Origin of the sequence: uncultured Senegalimassilia sp., assembly GCF_934630535.1 — a bacterium.
Lineage (GTDB): Bacteria > Actinomycetota > Coriobacteriia > Coriobacteriales > Eggerthellaceae > Senegalimassilia.
In genome coordinates this window covers 83,266-98,235 of sequence record NZ_CAKTVU010000004.1, presented here as the reverse complement: position 1 = coordinate 98,235, position 14,970 = coordinate 83,266, and the positions used below count along the sequence as shown (strand labels likewise).

Genomic DNA, 14,970 nt, shown 5'->3' with positions numbered 1-14,970 from the left:
TTATCGCGCGTTCCAGGCGGCTAAGATCTCATCCTCTAGGGCCTCCATGACCTTGGCATCCTCTTCGACGATGTGATCGTAACCGCAAAGATGCAGCAATCCGTGCACGAACAGCAGGCTGATCTCCTGCTCGAGCGTGGTGCCGAACTCATGGGTTTGACGCTCGGCCACATCCGGGGCGATGACGACATCTCCGAGCTCGTAGACATCGCCGAAGCCCGCCGGGACCATATCGGAAAGCTCGTCCTCGACGCCGTCGCATTCGAAAGACAGGACGTCGGTGGGTCCTTGCATCTCGCGGTACTGCTCGTTGAGGCGCGCGATCTCCTCGTCGGTAACGAAGCTCAAGGACACCTCGGTGTTCTCAGGCTTTTCCTGATGATCGAGCACGAACTGAGCGAGTTCGACAAGCGGCATGTCCTTCAGGTCATCGCCGCGGTAATCATAGTTGATTTGAACGTCCATTGCTGCCCTTCTTCTGCATGGCGTCGGCCTGTGCGCGGTCGTACGCCGAAACGATGGCCGCCACGAGCGAGTGGCGAACTACATCCTTACCCGAGAACCTGCAAAACGATACGCCTTCGATACCGCCGAGGATATCCTCGATACCCTTCAAGCCCGAAACGCCGCGCGGCAGATCGAGCTGGGTGACATCGCCGGTGATGACCATCTTCGACCCGAATCCAAGACGCGTGAGGAACATCTTCATCTGCTCGGGCGTGGTGTTTTGCGCTTCGTCCAAGATGACGAAGCTGTCGTTGAGCGTTCGTCCGCGCATGAAGGCCATAGGCGCGATCTCGATGACGTTGCTCTCGATGAGCTGTTGCGCGCGTTCCATGTCGGTCATGTCGAACAAGGCATCGTAGAGCGGGCGGATGTAGGGATCGACCTTCTCGTTCAAGGTGCCGGGGAGAAAACCCAGGTTCTCCCCCGCCTCGACCACGGGACGCGTGAGGATGATGCGCCCGACCTCCTTGCGCTTGAGCGCGGCAACGGCCATGGCCATGGCAAGATAGGTTTTGCCGGTGCCCGCAGGCCCGATGCCGAAGGTGATGGTGTTCTTGCGAATGGCGTCCACGTAATGCTTCTGCCCGGAGGTTTTCGGCCTGATGGCACGCCCGCGGTACGTGAGCAGGATATCCTCGCGAAGCATGGAGGGTGTGAACTCGGCCGTGCGGAGCAGATCGAGGGCGCGCTGCAGGAAACCCTCGTCGGGAGCGCCGCCGCCTTCGACGAATTTGAAAAGCTCGGAGAACAGCGCCACGAGGGATTGCACCTCGACCGGATCGCCTTCGAGCACAACCGAATCGCCGCGTACCGTGATACGCGCATCGAACGCCTCTTCGATTGTGTGGAGCAGGCAATCGCCCGCTCCCACCACGAGCGCCATGTTCACGGTTGGCGGCGCGGTGAGCGTGATATGCGTTGAGTCTGTCATGCCTGCAAGTATAGCACGCCCGTTCGCGGTTTCCCCGCGCACGCGAAGGGCGCACATGTAGCGCACAAGCTAGAGCGTGACGGCAACCAGTTGCCCGATGCGCGCCCCTTGAGGCGCGGGCACCTCGAAATAGCTTTCTGTCATGGCCTGCCCCGCTTCCTCCACCAACGCAAGCTCCACCGATCCGGCGCGATCCGAGAGCTGCTGGGCGCGAAGCGCTTCGGCGACCTCGCGCAAATGCTTCGCACGGGCGGAACGGACTTCGGGATCGACCTGGTCGCTTCGCTCGGCAGCCGGCGTTCCCTGGCGCTTCGAGTACGGGAACACGTGGATCTTCGTGAACCTGCAACGTTTCGCAAGCTCCACGGTATCGCCGAACTCCTGGTCGGTCTCGCCCGGGAATCCGCAGATGATGTCGGTGGAAAGCGAGAGCCTGGGCATGGCGGCGTAAAGCTTTTCGACAAGATCCTTGAAATACTCCGCGCTATAGGGGCGATGCATTTCGCGCAACACCTTCGAGTTGCCCGACTGCAAAGGCAGGTGCAGATGACGGCAGATGCGGCCCTGCGATCGCGCCATCAGCCCAATCAGGTCATCGGAGACATCACGGGGTTCGATGCTGGAGATGCGGAATCGACAAGCAGGTTGGCCGATTCCGTGGATATCAGCGGTTTCGGCGAGCAAGCGTTCGAGCAACGCATCGAGGCGTTCGCAGCCGTTTTCGCCCTGCTCGCGCCAGGAACCCAGGTTGATGCCGGTGAGCACGATTTCGCGAACGCCTTCGCGCGCAAGAGCGACGCACTCGGAGACGATAGCCTGGGAAGGGCGGCTTGACGCACGGCCGCGCGCAACGTGAACGATGCAATACGTGCAGGCGTTGTTGCATCCGTCCTGCACCTTCACGCCCACGCGCGTTCTAAAGCCATCGCCGACCGCAAGCGGCACCGCCCCGTGGCCGATAGGCCCGACCAGCCGATCGAGCACGTCATCTACCTGCAGCTTGCCTGCGATATGCACCCGATCGGGGTCCATGGACATGAACGCATCGGCATCGATAGCTGCAGCGCAACCCGTGACCACCACATCCGATGCGGGATTGGCTCGCAAGACCTGCCTGACGGCCTTTCGCGTCTTCTTCTCGGCCTCCCCCGTGACGGTGCACGTGTTGACGACCACCACATCGGCGACATCCGGACCCGTTTCCAAACCGCCGCGCGCAAGCAAGCCGGAAGCGAACGAGTCAGACTCCACGCGGTTGACCTTGCATCCGAGGTTCACGATAGCGAAGTTCATGCGCGCTCACCTGCCCCCAAGCCGCCCATTTCGTACAGCACCAACGCGGGCGCCACGATACCGGCGGTTTCGGTGCGCAGGATGGAGAACCCCAGCGACACTATGCGCGCGTTTGCGTTGCATGCAAGGATTGCTTCCACCTCTTCTTGGGTAAGACCGCCTTCAGGGCCCACCACGACCGCGATCTTCGCAAGACGATTTGCGGATGCATTGCGAACCGCCGGACTAAGGGCGTCGCGCAGCAATGCGGTGCCGGGCGCTTCCTCCCAACACACCACGACGGCGTCGAATGCAGCAAGCGCCTGTTTAAGCTGCGCAAGCTTCATCGGCTGATGCACATGGGCAAGGTGGGTTTGCCCCGATTGCATGGCGGCGCTTTTCGCGATAGCTTGCCACCGATCGGTTTTCGAGGCCGCCTTCTTCTCGTCGACCCTCATGATGCTTCTTGAGGCGGCGAAGGGAATGAACTCGGATACGCCCAGCTCAGTGGCATGACGGATGACCGTTTCCATTTTGTCGCCCTTGGCAAGGCCCTGCACCAGGCAGATATGGGCTGCAAGCGGCTTGGCATCAAGGTGGCCCGATATGGCAACGACGGGCATGGAGCCCTCGAAGGATTTGATCTCGCATTCGAAATAGTCCTGAGCCGCATCCACTACGGCGATATGCTCTCCAGGGCCAAGACGCAGCACCTTGGCATGCTTCGCATCATCACGCGAAAGACCCAATGGGAACTGTTCTTGGGTCTGGTCGGCCAGAACCTGTTCATCAAGGAAAAATTGAGGAAGCGACACGGGAATCCTTATCTTTGAGCATACGGCTTCGGCGCAGATGCGAGCACATGAGGATTGCTTGACCGAAACCACGGAAGAAGTGAAACGAAACAGCTCAGCACCCAACCCCCCCCATCAAGCATAACGGCATGAGCGAGATCGCAAGGGAGCGGAAACGCTTTGCGCAACCGTCCGATCAGCGGTTGCGCAAAGCGTCGCACACGAGCCGAACCGCTTGCAAACCAAGCGGGGAAACGGACTAGTTGAACTTGTCGCGCAGCTTCTGCAGCGGCGTGCGAGCCTCGGCAACGTCCTCGCCCATCTCATGGGCCAGTTGCTCGAGCAGCTCTCGTTGCTTCTTCGTGATCTTCTTCGGCACGACCACGGTGACGTGAACGTACATATCGCCGCGCGCCTCGCTGCGGAATCGCGGCATGCCGAAGCCCTTCACGCGCACGATCTGGTCGTTTTGCAGGCCTTCGGGAATGCGGACCTTGACCTTCTCGTCCTCGAAGATGCCGTCGACCTCGATCTCGGAGCCGAGCGTTGCCTGAACGATGGACACGTTGGCGCGGCAATGCAGGTCGTCGCCGTCGCGTTCGAAGAACTCATGGGGTTGGATGCGGCAGGTGACGATAAGATCGCCGGAAGCCGCGCCGCGCAAGCCGGCTTCGCCGAAGCCGGTCAGACGAAGCTGCTGGGAATCGCGGATGCCGACGGGAACCTCGACCGTGACGCGCTGGCGATCGGGCACACGGCCTTGGCCGTTGCATTCAGGGCAGGGGTTGTCGATGGTTTGCCCGGTGCCGTTGCATTTGCTGCAGGTGGTTGCCGTCTGCATATCGCCCAAGAACGTATGCTGAACGGTGACCACGCGGCCCTTGCCGCCGCACTCGGGGCAGGTGACCTGCTTGCCACCTTCGGCCATGCCCGAACCATCGCAATCGGCGCACGGGGCCAAACGATCGTAGACGATCTCCTTCTTGGCGCCGGTGGCCACTTCCTCAAGGGTCAGGCGCAGCCCGACGCCCATATCGCGGCCATCGGTACGCTGCTGACGGTGACCGCCCGCTCCAGCACCGCCGAAGAAGCTGCTGAAGATATCGCCGAAGCCGCCGCCGAACAAGTCGTCGAAATCGACATAGCCGTTACCGCCGCCTGCCGCGCCGGGAACGGTGCCGAAGCGGTCGTACTGAGCGCGCTTGTTCGCGTCGCTGAGCACATCATATGCTTCGTTGAGCTCTTTGAACTGGTCCTCGGCATCGGGGGCCTTGTTCACATCAGGATGCAGTTCGCGCGCCTTGCGGCGAAACGCCTTCTTGATATCCGCCTCCGTGGCATCACGGGAGACGCCGAGAACTTCGTACAAGTCCTTCGCCATAGCGGCCATATCCACCTTTCCATACCCCGGCAGGGCGCCCCGCCGGGTTCCTACAAATCACCGAGCGCAGTGCCCGCGATGCGGACCGCGCGTAATACCTTCGAATAGTCCATGCGCGTAGGGCCGATGACCGCCACCACGCCGGCGGAATCCCCGCGACCGTACCGGCTGGCCACCACCGAAACGCCGGAGAGCTGGGAAGCCTGGTTCTCCGATCCGATGCGCACCGTTGGGCGGCCATCTGCCTGGCATGCCGTGTCGTCAAGGATATGCAACAGCACCGTGTCGTCCTCGAGCACCTGCATGACGGGAAGCACCGCTTGCGATTGGCTGAACTCGGGCTGAGACAGCAACGCGCTGAACCCAAGGCTATGCGCGCGCGAGCCTTCGCCTTCCCGCAGGCACGAGAGCACCTCGTCGAGCGTCATGCGCACGAGCGGATCGGCGAACGCCTCCGACATGCCCCGGCCCAAACCGTGCTCTATATCGTGCAGCGTGTTGCCGCCGAACACCTCGTTGAGCAGATGCTGCACGCGGGCCAATTCGTCGCTGGAAACCTCTTCGGCGAAATCCATATGGCGATTGAACACCTGGCCGTCTTCGGTGACCACCACGACGAGTGCGTTGGTGGGCGTCAACGAGATGAGCGAAAGCTGCTTGATATGCAGATCGAGCACCGACGGGGCGAGCACGATGGACAGGCAGTCGGTAAGGCGCGTTAGGGCTTCGGAGGTCTGCTCGACCAGATCGTCAAGCTCCGAAGCGCTTTTCCTGAGCTTGTCAGCCGCCTCCTGGCAACGCTCGTCCTCTTGTTCGCCGCCTTCCTGAGAGAGCAGGTCGTCGACGAAGGCGCGGTAGCCTTGGTCGGTGGGGATCCTGCCCGCAGAGGTATGCGGCTGGGCGATATAGCCCCCATCCTCGAGAACCGAAAGCTCGTTGCGCACGGTCGCAGGGCTTACGCCGAGCTGGTAACGTTCGGTAAGCGTGCGCGAACCTACCGGCAGAGCGCGCGCGACGTATTCCTCGATCAGCGCTGCAAGCACTTTTTGACGCCTATCCGAAAGCACGCTTCCCCACCATCCTTTCACCCACTACGGTATAACCATTTCGTAACAGCTAATATTAGCAGCGAGATGATGTGAGTGCTAAATATTGCACCGAATCGTAAGAAACGGCTACTCCCTATGCTAAATCGAACAGGGCGCCGTAAAGCTGATTACCGCACAACCACCCGCGCTCGGTAGGCCGCCACAGGCCGTCGACGTGCTCGCACAACCCCGTCTCAGCCAGCTCCGCCAGCGTCTCCAAGGTTTTCGGGAGCAGCTGCGCGGCGCGTTGCACCAATTCATCGGAAATGCCACGGGACATGCGCATTCCCAGCATCATGTCCTCGGCAACCATTTCCCTGGCATCAAGATCGTCGGTGACTTGTCCGTCCTGCACGCGCATGCGCCGCTCGGCGTTCTGCGTCATGCTAGCTGCGCTGCGCCCCAGGCCAAGATAGGGAACGCCGGTCCAATACGCGATGTTGTGGCGGCACTCGAACCCGGGTTTCGCATAGCTTGCGACTTCGTAGCGCGCATAGCCGGCCTGCGAGAGGATACGCGCAGCAACCTGCATATGCTCGGCCTCGACGTCATCATCGGGCTCTTCGATCTGCCCGGACAAGACCATGGCATCGAAGGGCGTGTGCGGCTCGATGGTGAGGGGGTATACGCTGATGTGCGAAACGCCGCACTCGATGGCCGTTTTCACACCGTCCTCGAACGATTCGATGCTTTGCCCGGGAATGCCGCACATAAGGTCGACGCTGACGTTGTCGAACCTCTCCCGTGCATATGCGATAGCCTGCTTCGCACCTTGCGCATCATGGGCGCGTCCTAAGATGTTAAGCACATGGTCATCGAAGCTTTGCACGCCGATGGAGAGCCTGTTGACGCCAAGCGCCCAGATGTCACGAACCATGGAAGAGGTAAGGCTTTCGGGATTCGCCTCCATAGTGCATTCCACGTCGGGTTCCAGGCGCATGGAGAGCCCCAGGGTGTACAGCAGCATGGACAGCCGCGCCATACCCACATGGGAAGGGGTGCCGCCGCCCAGATACACCGTCGAGATGCTGCCAAGCTCCCCTTCTTTGGACTTACGGCGGATCTGCAGGCACAGATCCTCCACGTAATCATCGATCTGCGAGCTGTCCGCGGGCACGGCGGCGGTGGCGAAATCGCAGTAGCTGCAGCGTTTCACGCAAAACGGCAGGTGCAGATACAGCGCGCGGTAAGGATCATGCATGGCTTCCCGCAATCTCGAGCAACTCGTCGAACACGGCATCGAAATCGTCGACGCCCACGCACGCGTTGATCTTCCCGCGCGCCGCAGCGGCGCCGGGAAGGCCCGTCATATACCACATGGCGTGCTTTCGCATGCGAACGATGTTGCGGCCCTCGCGCTGCGCGAGCAGCCGCGCATGGCGTCGGGCCATGGCGATGCGCTGCTCGACGGTAGGCGCACAAGGCTCCGCCGAACCCGCAAGGGCCGCGCTGGCCTGGGAGAATATCCAGGGATTGCCCTCTGCGGCACGCGCGATCATGACGGCGTCGCAACCGGTTTCGCGAGTGATGGCCACGGCATCGGCGCCGCATTTGACGTCGCCGTTGCCGACCACCGGCACATCCACCGCCTGCTTGACGCGCGCGATGACGCCCCAATCGGCGCACCCGCGATACAGCTGCTCGGCATAACGGCCGTGCACCGCGACCGCAGCGGCCCCGGCATCCTGCATGCGAACCGCGAATTCGGGAGCCGTTTCGCAGCCCATGGCCCAACCACGGCGGAACTTCACGGTAACGGGATGTTCCACCGCCCGGCTTACCGCAGACACGATGGAGGCGGCCAGGTCCGGATCGCGCATAAGCGCGCTGCCATCGCCTTTCGTGACGATCTTGCGCGCGGGGCAACCCATGTTGATGTCGATATAGGCGAGATTCTCGCCCATGACCTGCTCGATCCAAGCGGCTTGGGAAGCCATGGTGTCGGGCTCGTGGCCGAACAGCTGCACAGCCACCATGTCCTCCCCTTGCGCCAAATCGAGCAGATGACGCGTTTTCTCATTGGCATATGAAAGGCCTTTAGCGGACACCATTTCGGTGTACGTCAGATCGGCGCCCTGCTCGCGGCACAGCGTGCGAAACGCCATGTCTGAAACGCCCGCCATAGGCGCAAGCAGAAGGCGATGGCGTCGGAAGAAATCGTACATGGGACCGCCCTACATCGCAGACAGGATGCTCACGCCGGAAACGAGCGTGAACACGAGCAGCACGACAAGGGCAAGCACCACCACGATGCAGCCCACGCCAGCGGCCTTCGTGCCGCCCCGTTGCGCCCGCTCGAGCTCTTCGCGAGCCTTCTTATCGTCGAACGCGTCGTCCAACCAGTTGTATTCGTCGCGCTTTGCGCCCATATTTCGCAACAGCCCCTAATCGTCGACCTTCAAAATAGCCATGAACGCCTCTTGCGGCACCTCGACGTTGCCGATGGCCTTCATGCGCTTCTTGCCCTGCTTCTGCTTCTCAAGCAGCTTGCGCTTGCGGCTGATGTCGCCGCCGTAGCACTTCGCAAGCACGTCCTTGCGCTTGGCCTTCACCGTTTCGCGCGCAAGCACGCGCCCGCCGATGGCGGCCTGGATGGGAACCTCGAACATCTGGCGAGGGATGATCTCCTTGAGCTTTTCGGTGAGCACGCGGCCGCGATCGTAGGCCTTATCGCGATGCACGATGAAGCTGAGCGCGTCGATGGGCTTGCCGGAAAGCAGGATATCGAGCTTGACCAGGTTCGACGGCTTGTACCCGTCGAAGTCGTAGTCAAGGCTGGCATAGCCTTTGGTGTTGGACTTGAGCTTGTCGAAGTAGTCCATGATGAGCTCGGACAGCGGGATCTCCCAGAGCATTTCCACCGTGTGCTGTGACAGATAGTTCATGGTGACGAACGTGCCGCGGCGCGCAACGGTGAGGTCCATGACGGCTCCGACGTAATCGGGCGGGATGAGGATCTTCGCCTTCAAGTAAGGCTCCTCAATGCGCTCGATCTCGCCGGGGTCGGGCATCTCCTGCGGTGAATGCAGGCTGATCATCTCGCCGCCTTGGCGGAACACGTGATACTCCACGGAAGGCGCGGTGGCCAGCAGGTCCAAGTTGAACTCGCGCTCCAAGCGCTCCTTGACCACCTCCATATGCAGCAGGCCCAAAAAGCCTACGCGGAAACCGAAGCCGAGCGCATGGGACTTCTCCGGCTCCCAAATAAGCGCCGGGTCGTTGAGGGAGAGCTTCTCAAGCGCCTCTTTGAGCGGCTCGTATTGGTCGGAGTCGATGGGGAACAAGCCGGTGTACACCATGGGCTTGGCCTCGCGGTAACCCGGCAGGGGCTCGTCGACGCCGCCCTCGGCCAACGTGAGCGTATCGCCCACCTTCACCTGGGAAAGGTCCTTCAGGCCGGTGACCAGGTAGCCGACCTCGCCCACGCCGAGCTGCGGCAGCGGCTCCTCGGCGGGATGGCGCGCTCCCACCTCTTCGGCCAAGATGATCTTGCCGCTGGCCATGAGCTTGAGCTTCTGGCCTTTGCGCATGGCGCCATCGACCACGCGCACGAGCGCCACGACGCCGCGATACGGATCGAAGTAGCTGTCGAAGATGAGCGCGCGCAACGGGGCGTCCGCATCGCCTTGGGGCGCGGGGATGTTGTAGACCACGGCCTCCAGCAGGTCATGCACGCCCACGCCGGTTTTGCCGCTGGCCAGGACGGCGTCGTCGGCCGGGATGGCAAGGCCGTCCTCGATCTCTGCCTTGACGCGCTCGGGCTCGGCGCTGGGCAGGTCGATCTTGTTGATGAGCGGGATGATCTCGAGGTTGGCGTTCATGGCCATCATGGCGTTGGCCACCGTCTGCGCCTCGACGCCTTGGGTGGCGTCGACCACGAGCACGGCACCTTCGCATGCGGCCAGGCTGCGGCTGACCTCATAGGTGAAGTCGACATGACCCGGCGTGTCGATGAGGTTGAACTGGTAGGTTTCGCCATCATCAGCGGTGTAGTTCACGCGAACGGCCTGGCTTTTGATGGTGATGCCGCGTTCGCGCTCGATGTCCATGCTGTCAAGCAGCTGGGCCTGCATGTCGCGATGAGCCACGGTGCCGGTCATCTCCAAGACGCGATCGGAGAGCGTGGACTTACCATGGTCGATATGGGCGATAATGCTGAAGTTTCGGATATGCGATGGGTCGGTCATGTCCCCTCTTGCTTTCTTAACGCCGTGTTATTGCGACGGTTGCACGCCGACGCTATGCAGGCGGGAGCCCCCGCACCGCGCATGATGCGCCTCCGGCGTGCAACCATAATGTTTGCATAGAAACGGATTCTACCAGCTGGCGGCCGTTCCCTGCCGCCATAGCACTACAATTCCACGTCAGCGGGGCCCGACGCCTCCGGCGACACGGTGACGAGCTGGGCTTTGACGTCTGTCCCGGTCGTGCAAAGCGCCCAAGTGCCCTCGGACAGCTGCACCTGGGCCGAACCGTCGACCACCTTCACCGAAGAGACCTGTTCGGGAACGAACTTCGAACCGTCCTGGGTAACGAAGATGGGCTTGCAGACCAGAACCTGATCGGCGGAGGTTCGGACCGACACGGAGCCGTTCGATTGCACGGCGGACGAAGGGGTTGCGTCGTCGTAGACCTGCTTGCTGCCGGAGTGGCAGCTGGAGCAATCCTGCCCCTGGTCGATGGCCTCATGTTGGCCGGACCCGCAGCCGACAAGTGCCAACGCCATTGCAAGCGCACAGGCTGCGCTTGCGGAGATGACAACCTTTCGAGCGTTCATTATCCAACCCCTTTCAAGAGAAAATGCGTTATCGAGTTGTGCATTGTTCTGCACAACTGCAAATCAATAGATGCAAAACCATGCGATATCGGGTATTCTATCTCATTGCGTATCCGGTATATGCGCGGCCTTGCAATCTACGCAGGGCATCCGCAGACAAGGCTGCATGAAGGATCATCGTGGTGCCGGGTGGCCGATTGGCTAGCTGAATGGGAAATCCTGTCCATTCCCGCATATGAACGCTTTTGCGCTGTGCGCACGAAGCCATATGCCAATCCGTCACCTGTGCATCTCTCCCACTCCTTCGCAGCTGCGCCGAATGCGCAAAGCAAGCCGAAACGGCGAAACCACGTTAGAACGAAGGAGTTTCACAATGGCAAACATCAAGAGCCAGAAGAAGCGCAACATCACCAACGAGAAGTCCCGTCAGCGCAACCGCGCCATCAAGTCCGAGCTGAAGACCGCTGTGCGCGCTGCACGCGAGGCCGTTGCCGCCGGCGACGCAACTGCTGCTTACGCCAAGGGTCTGTACGCTTGCCGTCTGCTCGACAAGGCCGTCTCCAAGGGCGTTATCCACAAGAACCAGGCCGCTAACCGCAAGTCCGGCGTGATGGCTCTCGTCAACACCATCGTCACCGACGAGGTGCGCGCCGCTTACGTGAAGCCCGAGGCCAAGAAGCAGGAGGCCACCGGCTCCAAGAAGGCTGCTCGCAAGGCTGAGAAGGCTGCCGCTTACAAGGCTGCTGCCGAGGAGAAGGCCAAGCGCATTGCCGAGCAGCAGAAGCTCGAGGCCGCTGCCGCAGAGCGCAAGGCCAAGGAGGCCGCTGAGGCTGCTGCCGCCGAGGCCGCCGCTGAGGCTGAGGCCGCTGAGGGCGAAGAGGCTGCTGAATAGCATCTCACCTGCTGGTGAATCAAGAACGGCTCCGGATTTCCGGAGCCGTTCTTTTTTATATAGCAGCGCTACCCGCGCTTCGCGGTAACGTTCACCACCCATTCGCGAAACGCCTCATCGGGGTCGGCACCGCTTTTCATGGCCTGCTCGGTATCACGGGCAGTGATGAGGGCGCGCCGCAACTCCTGCGGAGTGTACTTTCGCGCCCAAGCCGCATGGTTTTTCACGCGCCAGTCGGGTTGTTTGAGCGCAGCGGCTATTCCGCGGCCCTGCCCGCGAGCGGCAAGGCTTTGCGCGCACATGAGCTCACGGATACGCGTGACGCACATGGGAAGCAACGCATGAGGCGACACCGATTTCATGCGCTGCAGATTGAGCAGGCACTTGGCGGTATCTCGTGCCGCAAAGGCGTTCGTGAACTCCCAAGGCTTGACTTCGGCTGTGCGGCTGACAAGCGAGCGCACCTCTTGCTCCCCGACCGCAGCGGTGCCGGAATGGGCAAGGGCCACCTTCTTGATCTCGGCATCAAGGTGAACGGTGTCCTCGCCAACCAGGTTCACAAGGGCAATGGCCGCGCCTTCCGAAAACGTGACGCCATGGCCAACCGCCATGGAACGCACCAGTTTGGGCAGGTCGCGAGCCTTTGGCGGAGCGCAATCAATCACCGCGGTTTTGCCGTGCTTGGCAACCGCTTTGTACAAGCACGTGTTCTTCGCAAGCTTCTCGGCGATAAGGGCGAGCACGGTGGTCTCGCAAGGCGCATCCAGATAGCTGACGATCGGTTCAGAGTCGGCCTTTTTCAGCTTATCGGCATCCCGAACCTCCACCAAACGGACAGGCGATGCGAACGGAATGGTGTTGCAAGCGTTGACCACATCGTCGCCGGTGAATTCGGCACCCTCGAACACATCGGAGTTGAACGACAGGTCGCCCATGCTCGAAAGCCGTGCACGAAGCCGCTTCATGACGGCATCGCGCTTCAAGGCGTCCTCGCCGGTGATGAGGTACACGGGAAGCAGGGATTGGTTGTTCTTCGAATCAGTCATGTCCCTATTCTACCGCAGCGTTTTCACGCTGATATGGTCCTTGGCGAATCTGCACGCGACATCCCCGTGCTCGTCGGTGCGCACCACCGCGCTTCCTGCACGCTCGAGAGCCTCCACCGTCGATGCGGCAGGATGCCCGTAGCGATTCCTGGCCCCCACCGAACAAAGGGAGACACGAGGAGACAACTTAGCGGCCTGATCTTGCGTCAGCGCGTTTTTGGACCCATGATGACCTACTTTGTACACGTCGACGCCCTCTATCAGCCCGGCGGAGAGCATTTCCGCCACCTCCTCATGCTCGGCATCACCCACCAACAAGCTTCGCCATTCACGGTTGCCGTCCCTATCGAAATCGGTATCCACCGTAAAGCACAGGCTATCGCCGTTTCCGCCTTCGTCTTTAAACGAAACAGGCCACACACAGGTGAAATCAAAATCGCCGAGCCGCAGCTTATCCCCTTGCGATAGGCCCGCGACCCGGTCCTTCCCCACCAGCGATTCGGCTTCCCGGCGAAGCTTTCCGCAAGATTCGCACGAGCACGCAAGGCCATCACGGGCAAGTAAAACGCGATCGACCTGCACCACGCCCTGAAGCGATGCGAGCGACCCCATGTGGTCGTCATCGGGATGCGTGACGACAAGGGCATCAAGCCGAGTTACGCGATGCCGCGCCAATGCTTGGCGAAGCAAGGCATCTTGGTTTCCCGTGTCCACCAACACCGAACGACCGCCGCTGCGGATCAAAATGGCATCGCCTTGTCCGACATCGAGCGCCACGATCTCACTGCCTCCATACGCAATGGGCAACTTCAACAGGGCAAACGCAAAAGCGACCACTACGCCGGTCACCGTAAGCAACCGATATACCGAGCGGGAATCAGGCTTCGGCCACCGCAACCACAACACGCAGGCCACCGCGAAACCCGCAAGCAATGCGACCGAGGAAGGACCGATGACCGGGATGCTCGCGTAGGGAATCGACGCACAAGCCTGGACGACTTTGAGCAGCAGCGACGCGCCCCCGCAGGCAAGGGAGGCAACGATATCAGGCGACGGCAACGATGCGCATGCGACCGCCCCTATGATTCCGGCTGCGCATACCGGGCCGAACAGCGGCGCGGTAGCGATGTTCGCAAGCGGAGCAGCTAAAGGGAGCTGGCTGAACAAGGCTGCCGAAAACGGCGTTGCGAGCACCGATGAGGCGAACGTCAACGCCAACACCTCGCGGACAAAAGCCGGTAACCATCCCATGCAAGCCTTCAGCCACGAGTTGACCAACCCACCGAACACGACGATCCCAAGCGTGGCCAAAACCGACAGCGCGAACGAGGAGGACAACGCCGCCTGAGCATCGAGCGCAAGCATAACGGCGATGCAGCACCCGAGCGCAGATAACGACGACGCCCGTCGCCGGGCCGTCCATGACGTCATACCGGCCAACGTCATGAGCGTAGCTCGAATGGCGGAAGCAGGCATAGCGGTCAGCGCCAGATACGCGGCGAGCAACGCGATTTGAACCGATACCGATATCGGCTTGGGAAAACGCAACGCGCCAAGTATCGAGGCCACGAGCGCCGCCACGATGGACAGATGGGCACCCGAGACCGCAACCACATGCGCAAGGCCGCTGACCTGAAACTGCCGGTATACCGACTCCGGCAAATCAGCCCTCCATCCACAGGCGATTGCCGCTGCAAGGCCCGAATCCCCGCGCAGCGGCTCGGTGAGCGCCCGTACGGCACGTTCCCGAAACGATAGCAACGCAGCACCTGGACCCTGAAGCGTTACGTTCTCGCAGGTTCTCAGTGTGACGTTCGCGGCGATACCCCGTTGCCAACCCCATGATGCGCGATCTTGCGAAAGCTCGGATATCGACCCGTAGCCGGCGAACCGTTCACCATAAAAGGGAAGCTTGGACCCACTAGGGAAAGCGACTTTCGCCGTAAACGATCGGCCGGACCCCTCAACATGCACGCGCGCCGTGCATGAAACGCCGAATTCTCCTTGCACGCCATCGGATAAAGTGGTGATATGCATCAGCCCTTGCGATTCGAGGGCGACCTGCTGGGCTTGATGGAGCCGAACACCTTGCGCGAAGCCTAAAACGCCACCGCACAACAACCCCGCCATCAACACCAACGCAAGCAGACGCCTGCGGCGGCGCAAAAGCATGTAGAGACAGCACAAGCAGGTCGCAATACCGCCCACGCACAACGCAATGCAAACAGCGATTGAAAGCAAACGCGCGCACAGCAAAGCGGAAGCACACCCCGCCCAAAGGC

At 61.3% G+C, this 14,970-nt stretch carries 13 protein-coding genes and 1 pseudogene; 1 reads left to right on the top strand and 13 read right to left on the bottom strand.

The window, feature by feature from the left end:
- The 11 genes from ybeY to Q0D52_RS03940 form a co-directional block, all read right to left on the bottom strand.
- The gene (gene ybeY, locus Q0D52_RS03990; RefSeq protein ID WP_294361042.1) at positions 1-465 is read right to left on the bottom strand and encodes an rRNA maturation RNase YbeY; all 465 of its coding nucleotides are present in this window, start codon (positions 463-465) and stop codon (positions 1-3) included.
- Positions 443-1,438 (bottom strand): PhoH family protein, encoded by a 996-nt coding sequence (locus tag Q0D52_RS03985; protein ID WP_294380312.1) that lies wholly within the window; start codon positions 1,436-1,438, stop codon positions 443-445. Before Q0D52_RS03985 ends, ybeY begins: the two co-directional genes overlap by 23 nt.
- 69 nt (positions 1,439-1,507) lie before the next feature.
- Positions 1,508-2,731 (bottom strand): MiaB/RimO family radical SAM methylthiotransferase, encoded by a 1,224-nt coding sequence (locus tag Q0D52_RS03980; protein WP_294380310.1) that lies wholly within the window; start codon positions 2,729-2,731, stop codon positions 1,508-1,510.
- Positions 2,728-3,525 carry a 16S rRNA (uracil(1498)-N(3))-methyltransferase gene (locus Q0D52_RS03975; protein ID WP_294380308.1) on the bottom strand — a complete coding sequence of 266 codons (798 nt, stop codon included), beginning with the start codon at positions 3,523-3,525 and terminating at the stop codon, positions 2,728-2,730. Before Q0D52_RS03975 ends, Q0D52_RS03980 begins: the two co-directional genes overlap by 4 nt.
- Before the next feature lie 238 nt (positions 3,526-3,763).
- On the bottom strand, positions 3,764-4,894 hold the full coding sequence (dnaJ, locus tag Q0D52_RS03970) for a molecular chaperone DnaJ (protein WP_294380306.1): 1,131 nt from the start codon (positions 4,892-4,894) through the stop codon (positions 3,764-3,766).
- A 41-nt stretch (positions 4,895-4,935) separates the two neighbouring features.
- On the bottom strand, positions 4,936-5,952 hold the full coding sequence (hrcA, locus tag Q0D52_RS03965; protein WP_294380304.1) for a heat-inducible transcriptional repressor HrcA: 1,017 nt from the start codon (positions 5,950-5,952) through the stop codon (positions 4,936-4,938).
- A 115-nt stretch (positions 5,953-6,067) separates the two neighbouring features.
- A complete protein-coding gene (hemW, locus tag Q0D52_RS03960) occupies positions 6,068-7,174 on the bottom strand; it encodes a radical SAM family heme chaperone HemW (protein WP_294380303.1) in 1,107 nt (368 codons plus the stop codon).
- Positions 7,167-8,138 (bottom strand): tRNA dihydrouridine synthase DusB, encoded by a 972-nt coding sequence (gene dusB, locus Q0D52_RS03955; protein WP_294361056.1) that lies wholly within the window; start codon positions 8,136-8,138, stop codon positions 7,167-7,169. The genes hemW and dusB overlap by 8 nt, the downstream gene beginning before the upstream one ends.
- Positions 8,139-8,147: 9 nt before the next feature.
- Entirely contained in the window at positions 8,148-8,342 is a 195-nt protein-coding gene (locus Q0D52_RS03950) for a hypothetical protein (protein ID WP_294164169.1), read from the bottom strand.
- A 15-nt stretch (positions 8,343-8,357) separates the two neighbouring features.
- The gene (gene lepA, locus Q0D52_RS03945) at positions 8,358-10,160 is read right to left on the bottom strand and encodes a translation elongation factor 4 (protein WP_294380301.1); all 1,803 of its coding nucleotides are present in this window, start codon (positions 10,158-10,160) and stop codon (positions 8,358-8,360) included.
- A gap of 164 nt (positions 10,161-10,324) precedes the next feature.
- Positions 10,325-10,750: a hypothetical protein gene (locus Q0D52_RS03940; protein ID WP_294380298.1), complete on the bottom strand. Its 426-nt coding sequence runs from the start codon at positions 10,748-10,750 to the stop codon at positions 10,325-10,327.
- Positions 10,751-11,123: 373 nt separating this feature from the next.
- Here Q0D52_RS03940 and rpsT point away from each other — a divergent pair.
- Positions 11,124-11,381: pseudogene (rpsT, locus tag Q0D52_RS03935) on the top strand (30S ribosomal protein S20); the annotation flags it as partial.
- 329 nt (positions 11,382-11,710) lie between these two features.
- Here rpsT and holA read toward each other — a convergent pair.
- Both holA and Q0D52_RS03925 read right to left on the bottom strand, forming a co-directional pair.
- On the bottom strand, positions 11,711-12,688 hold the full coding sequence (holA, locus tag Q0D52_RS03930; protein WP_294380296.1) for a DNA polymerase III subunit delta: 978 nt from the start codon (positions 12,686-12,688) through the stop codon (positions 11,711-11,713).
- Between the two features lie 9 nt (positions 12,689-12,697).
- Positions 12,698-14,725 carry a DNA internalization-related competence protein ComEC/Rec2 gene (locus tag Q0D52_RS03925; RefSeq protein WP_294380294.1) on the bottom strand — a complete coding sequence of 676 codons (2,028 nt, stop codon included), beginning with the start codon at positions 14,723-14,725 and terminating at the stop codon, positions 12,698-12,700.
- Positions 14,726-14,970: the final 245 nt, after the last annotated feature.

Excerpts from the sequence above, each read along its gene's own strand:
- Q0D52_RS03950 (WP_294164169.1), bottom strand. The coding sequence starts at position 8,342 with ATGGGCGCAAAGCGCGACGAATACAACTGGTTGGACGACGCGTTCGAC.
- ybeY (WP_294361042.1), bottom strand. The coding sequence starts at position 465 with ATGGACGTTCAAATCAACTATGATTACCGCGGCGATGACCTGAAGGAC.
- Q0D52_RS03980 (WP_294380310.1), bottom strand. The coding sequence starts at position 2,731 with ATGAACTTCGCTATCGTGAACCTCGGATGCAAGGTCAACCGCGTGGAG.
- holA (WP_294380296.1), bottom strand. The coding sequence starts at position 12,688 with ATGACTGATTCGAAGAACAACCAATCCCTGCTTCCCGTGTACCTCATC.
- Q0D52_RS03940 (WP_294380298.1), bottom strand. The coding sequence starts at position 10,750 with ATGAACGCTCGAAAGGTTGTCATCTCCGCAAGCGCAGCCTGTGCGCTT.
- dusB (WP_294361056.1), bottom strand. The coding sequence starts at position 8,138 with ATGTACGATTTCTTCCGACGCCATCGCCTTCTGCTTGCGCCTATGGCG.
- hemW (WP_294380303.1), bottom strand. The coding sequence starts at position 7,174 with ATGCATGATCCTTACCGCGCGCTGTATCTGCACCTGCCGTTTTGCGTG.
- Q0D52_RS03985 (WP_294380312.1), bottom strand. The coding sequence starts at position 1,438 with ATGACAGACTCAACGCATATCACGCTCACCGCGCCGCCAACCGTGAAC.
- lepA (WP_294380301.1), bottom strand. The coding sequence starts at position 10,160 with ATGACCGACCCATCGCATATCCGAAACTTCAGCATTATCGCCCATATC.
- dnaJ (WP_294380306.1), bottom strand. The coding sequence starts at position 4,894 with ATGGCCGCTATGGCGAAGGACTTGTACGAAGTTCTCGGCGTCTCCCGT.
- Q0D52_RS03925 (WP_294380294.1), bottom strand. The coding sequence starts at position 14,725 with ATGCATATCACCACTTTATCCGATGGCGTGCAAGGAGAATTCGGCGTT.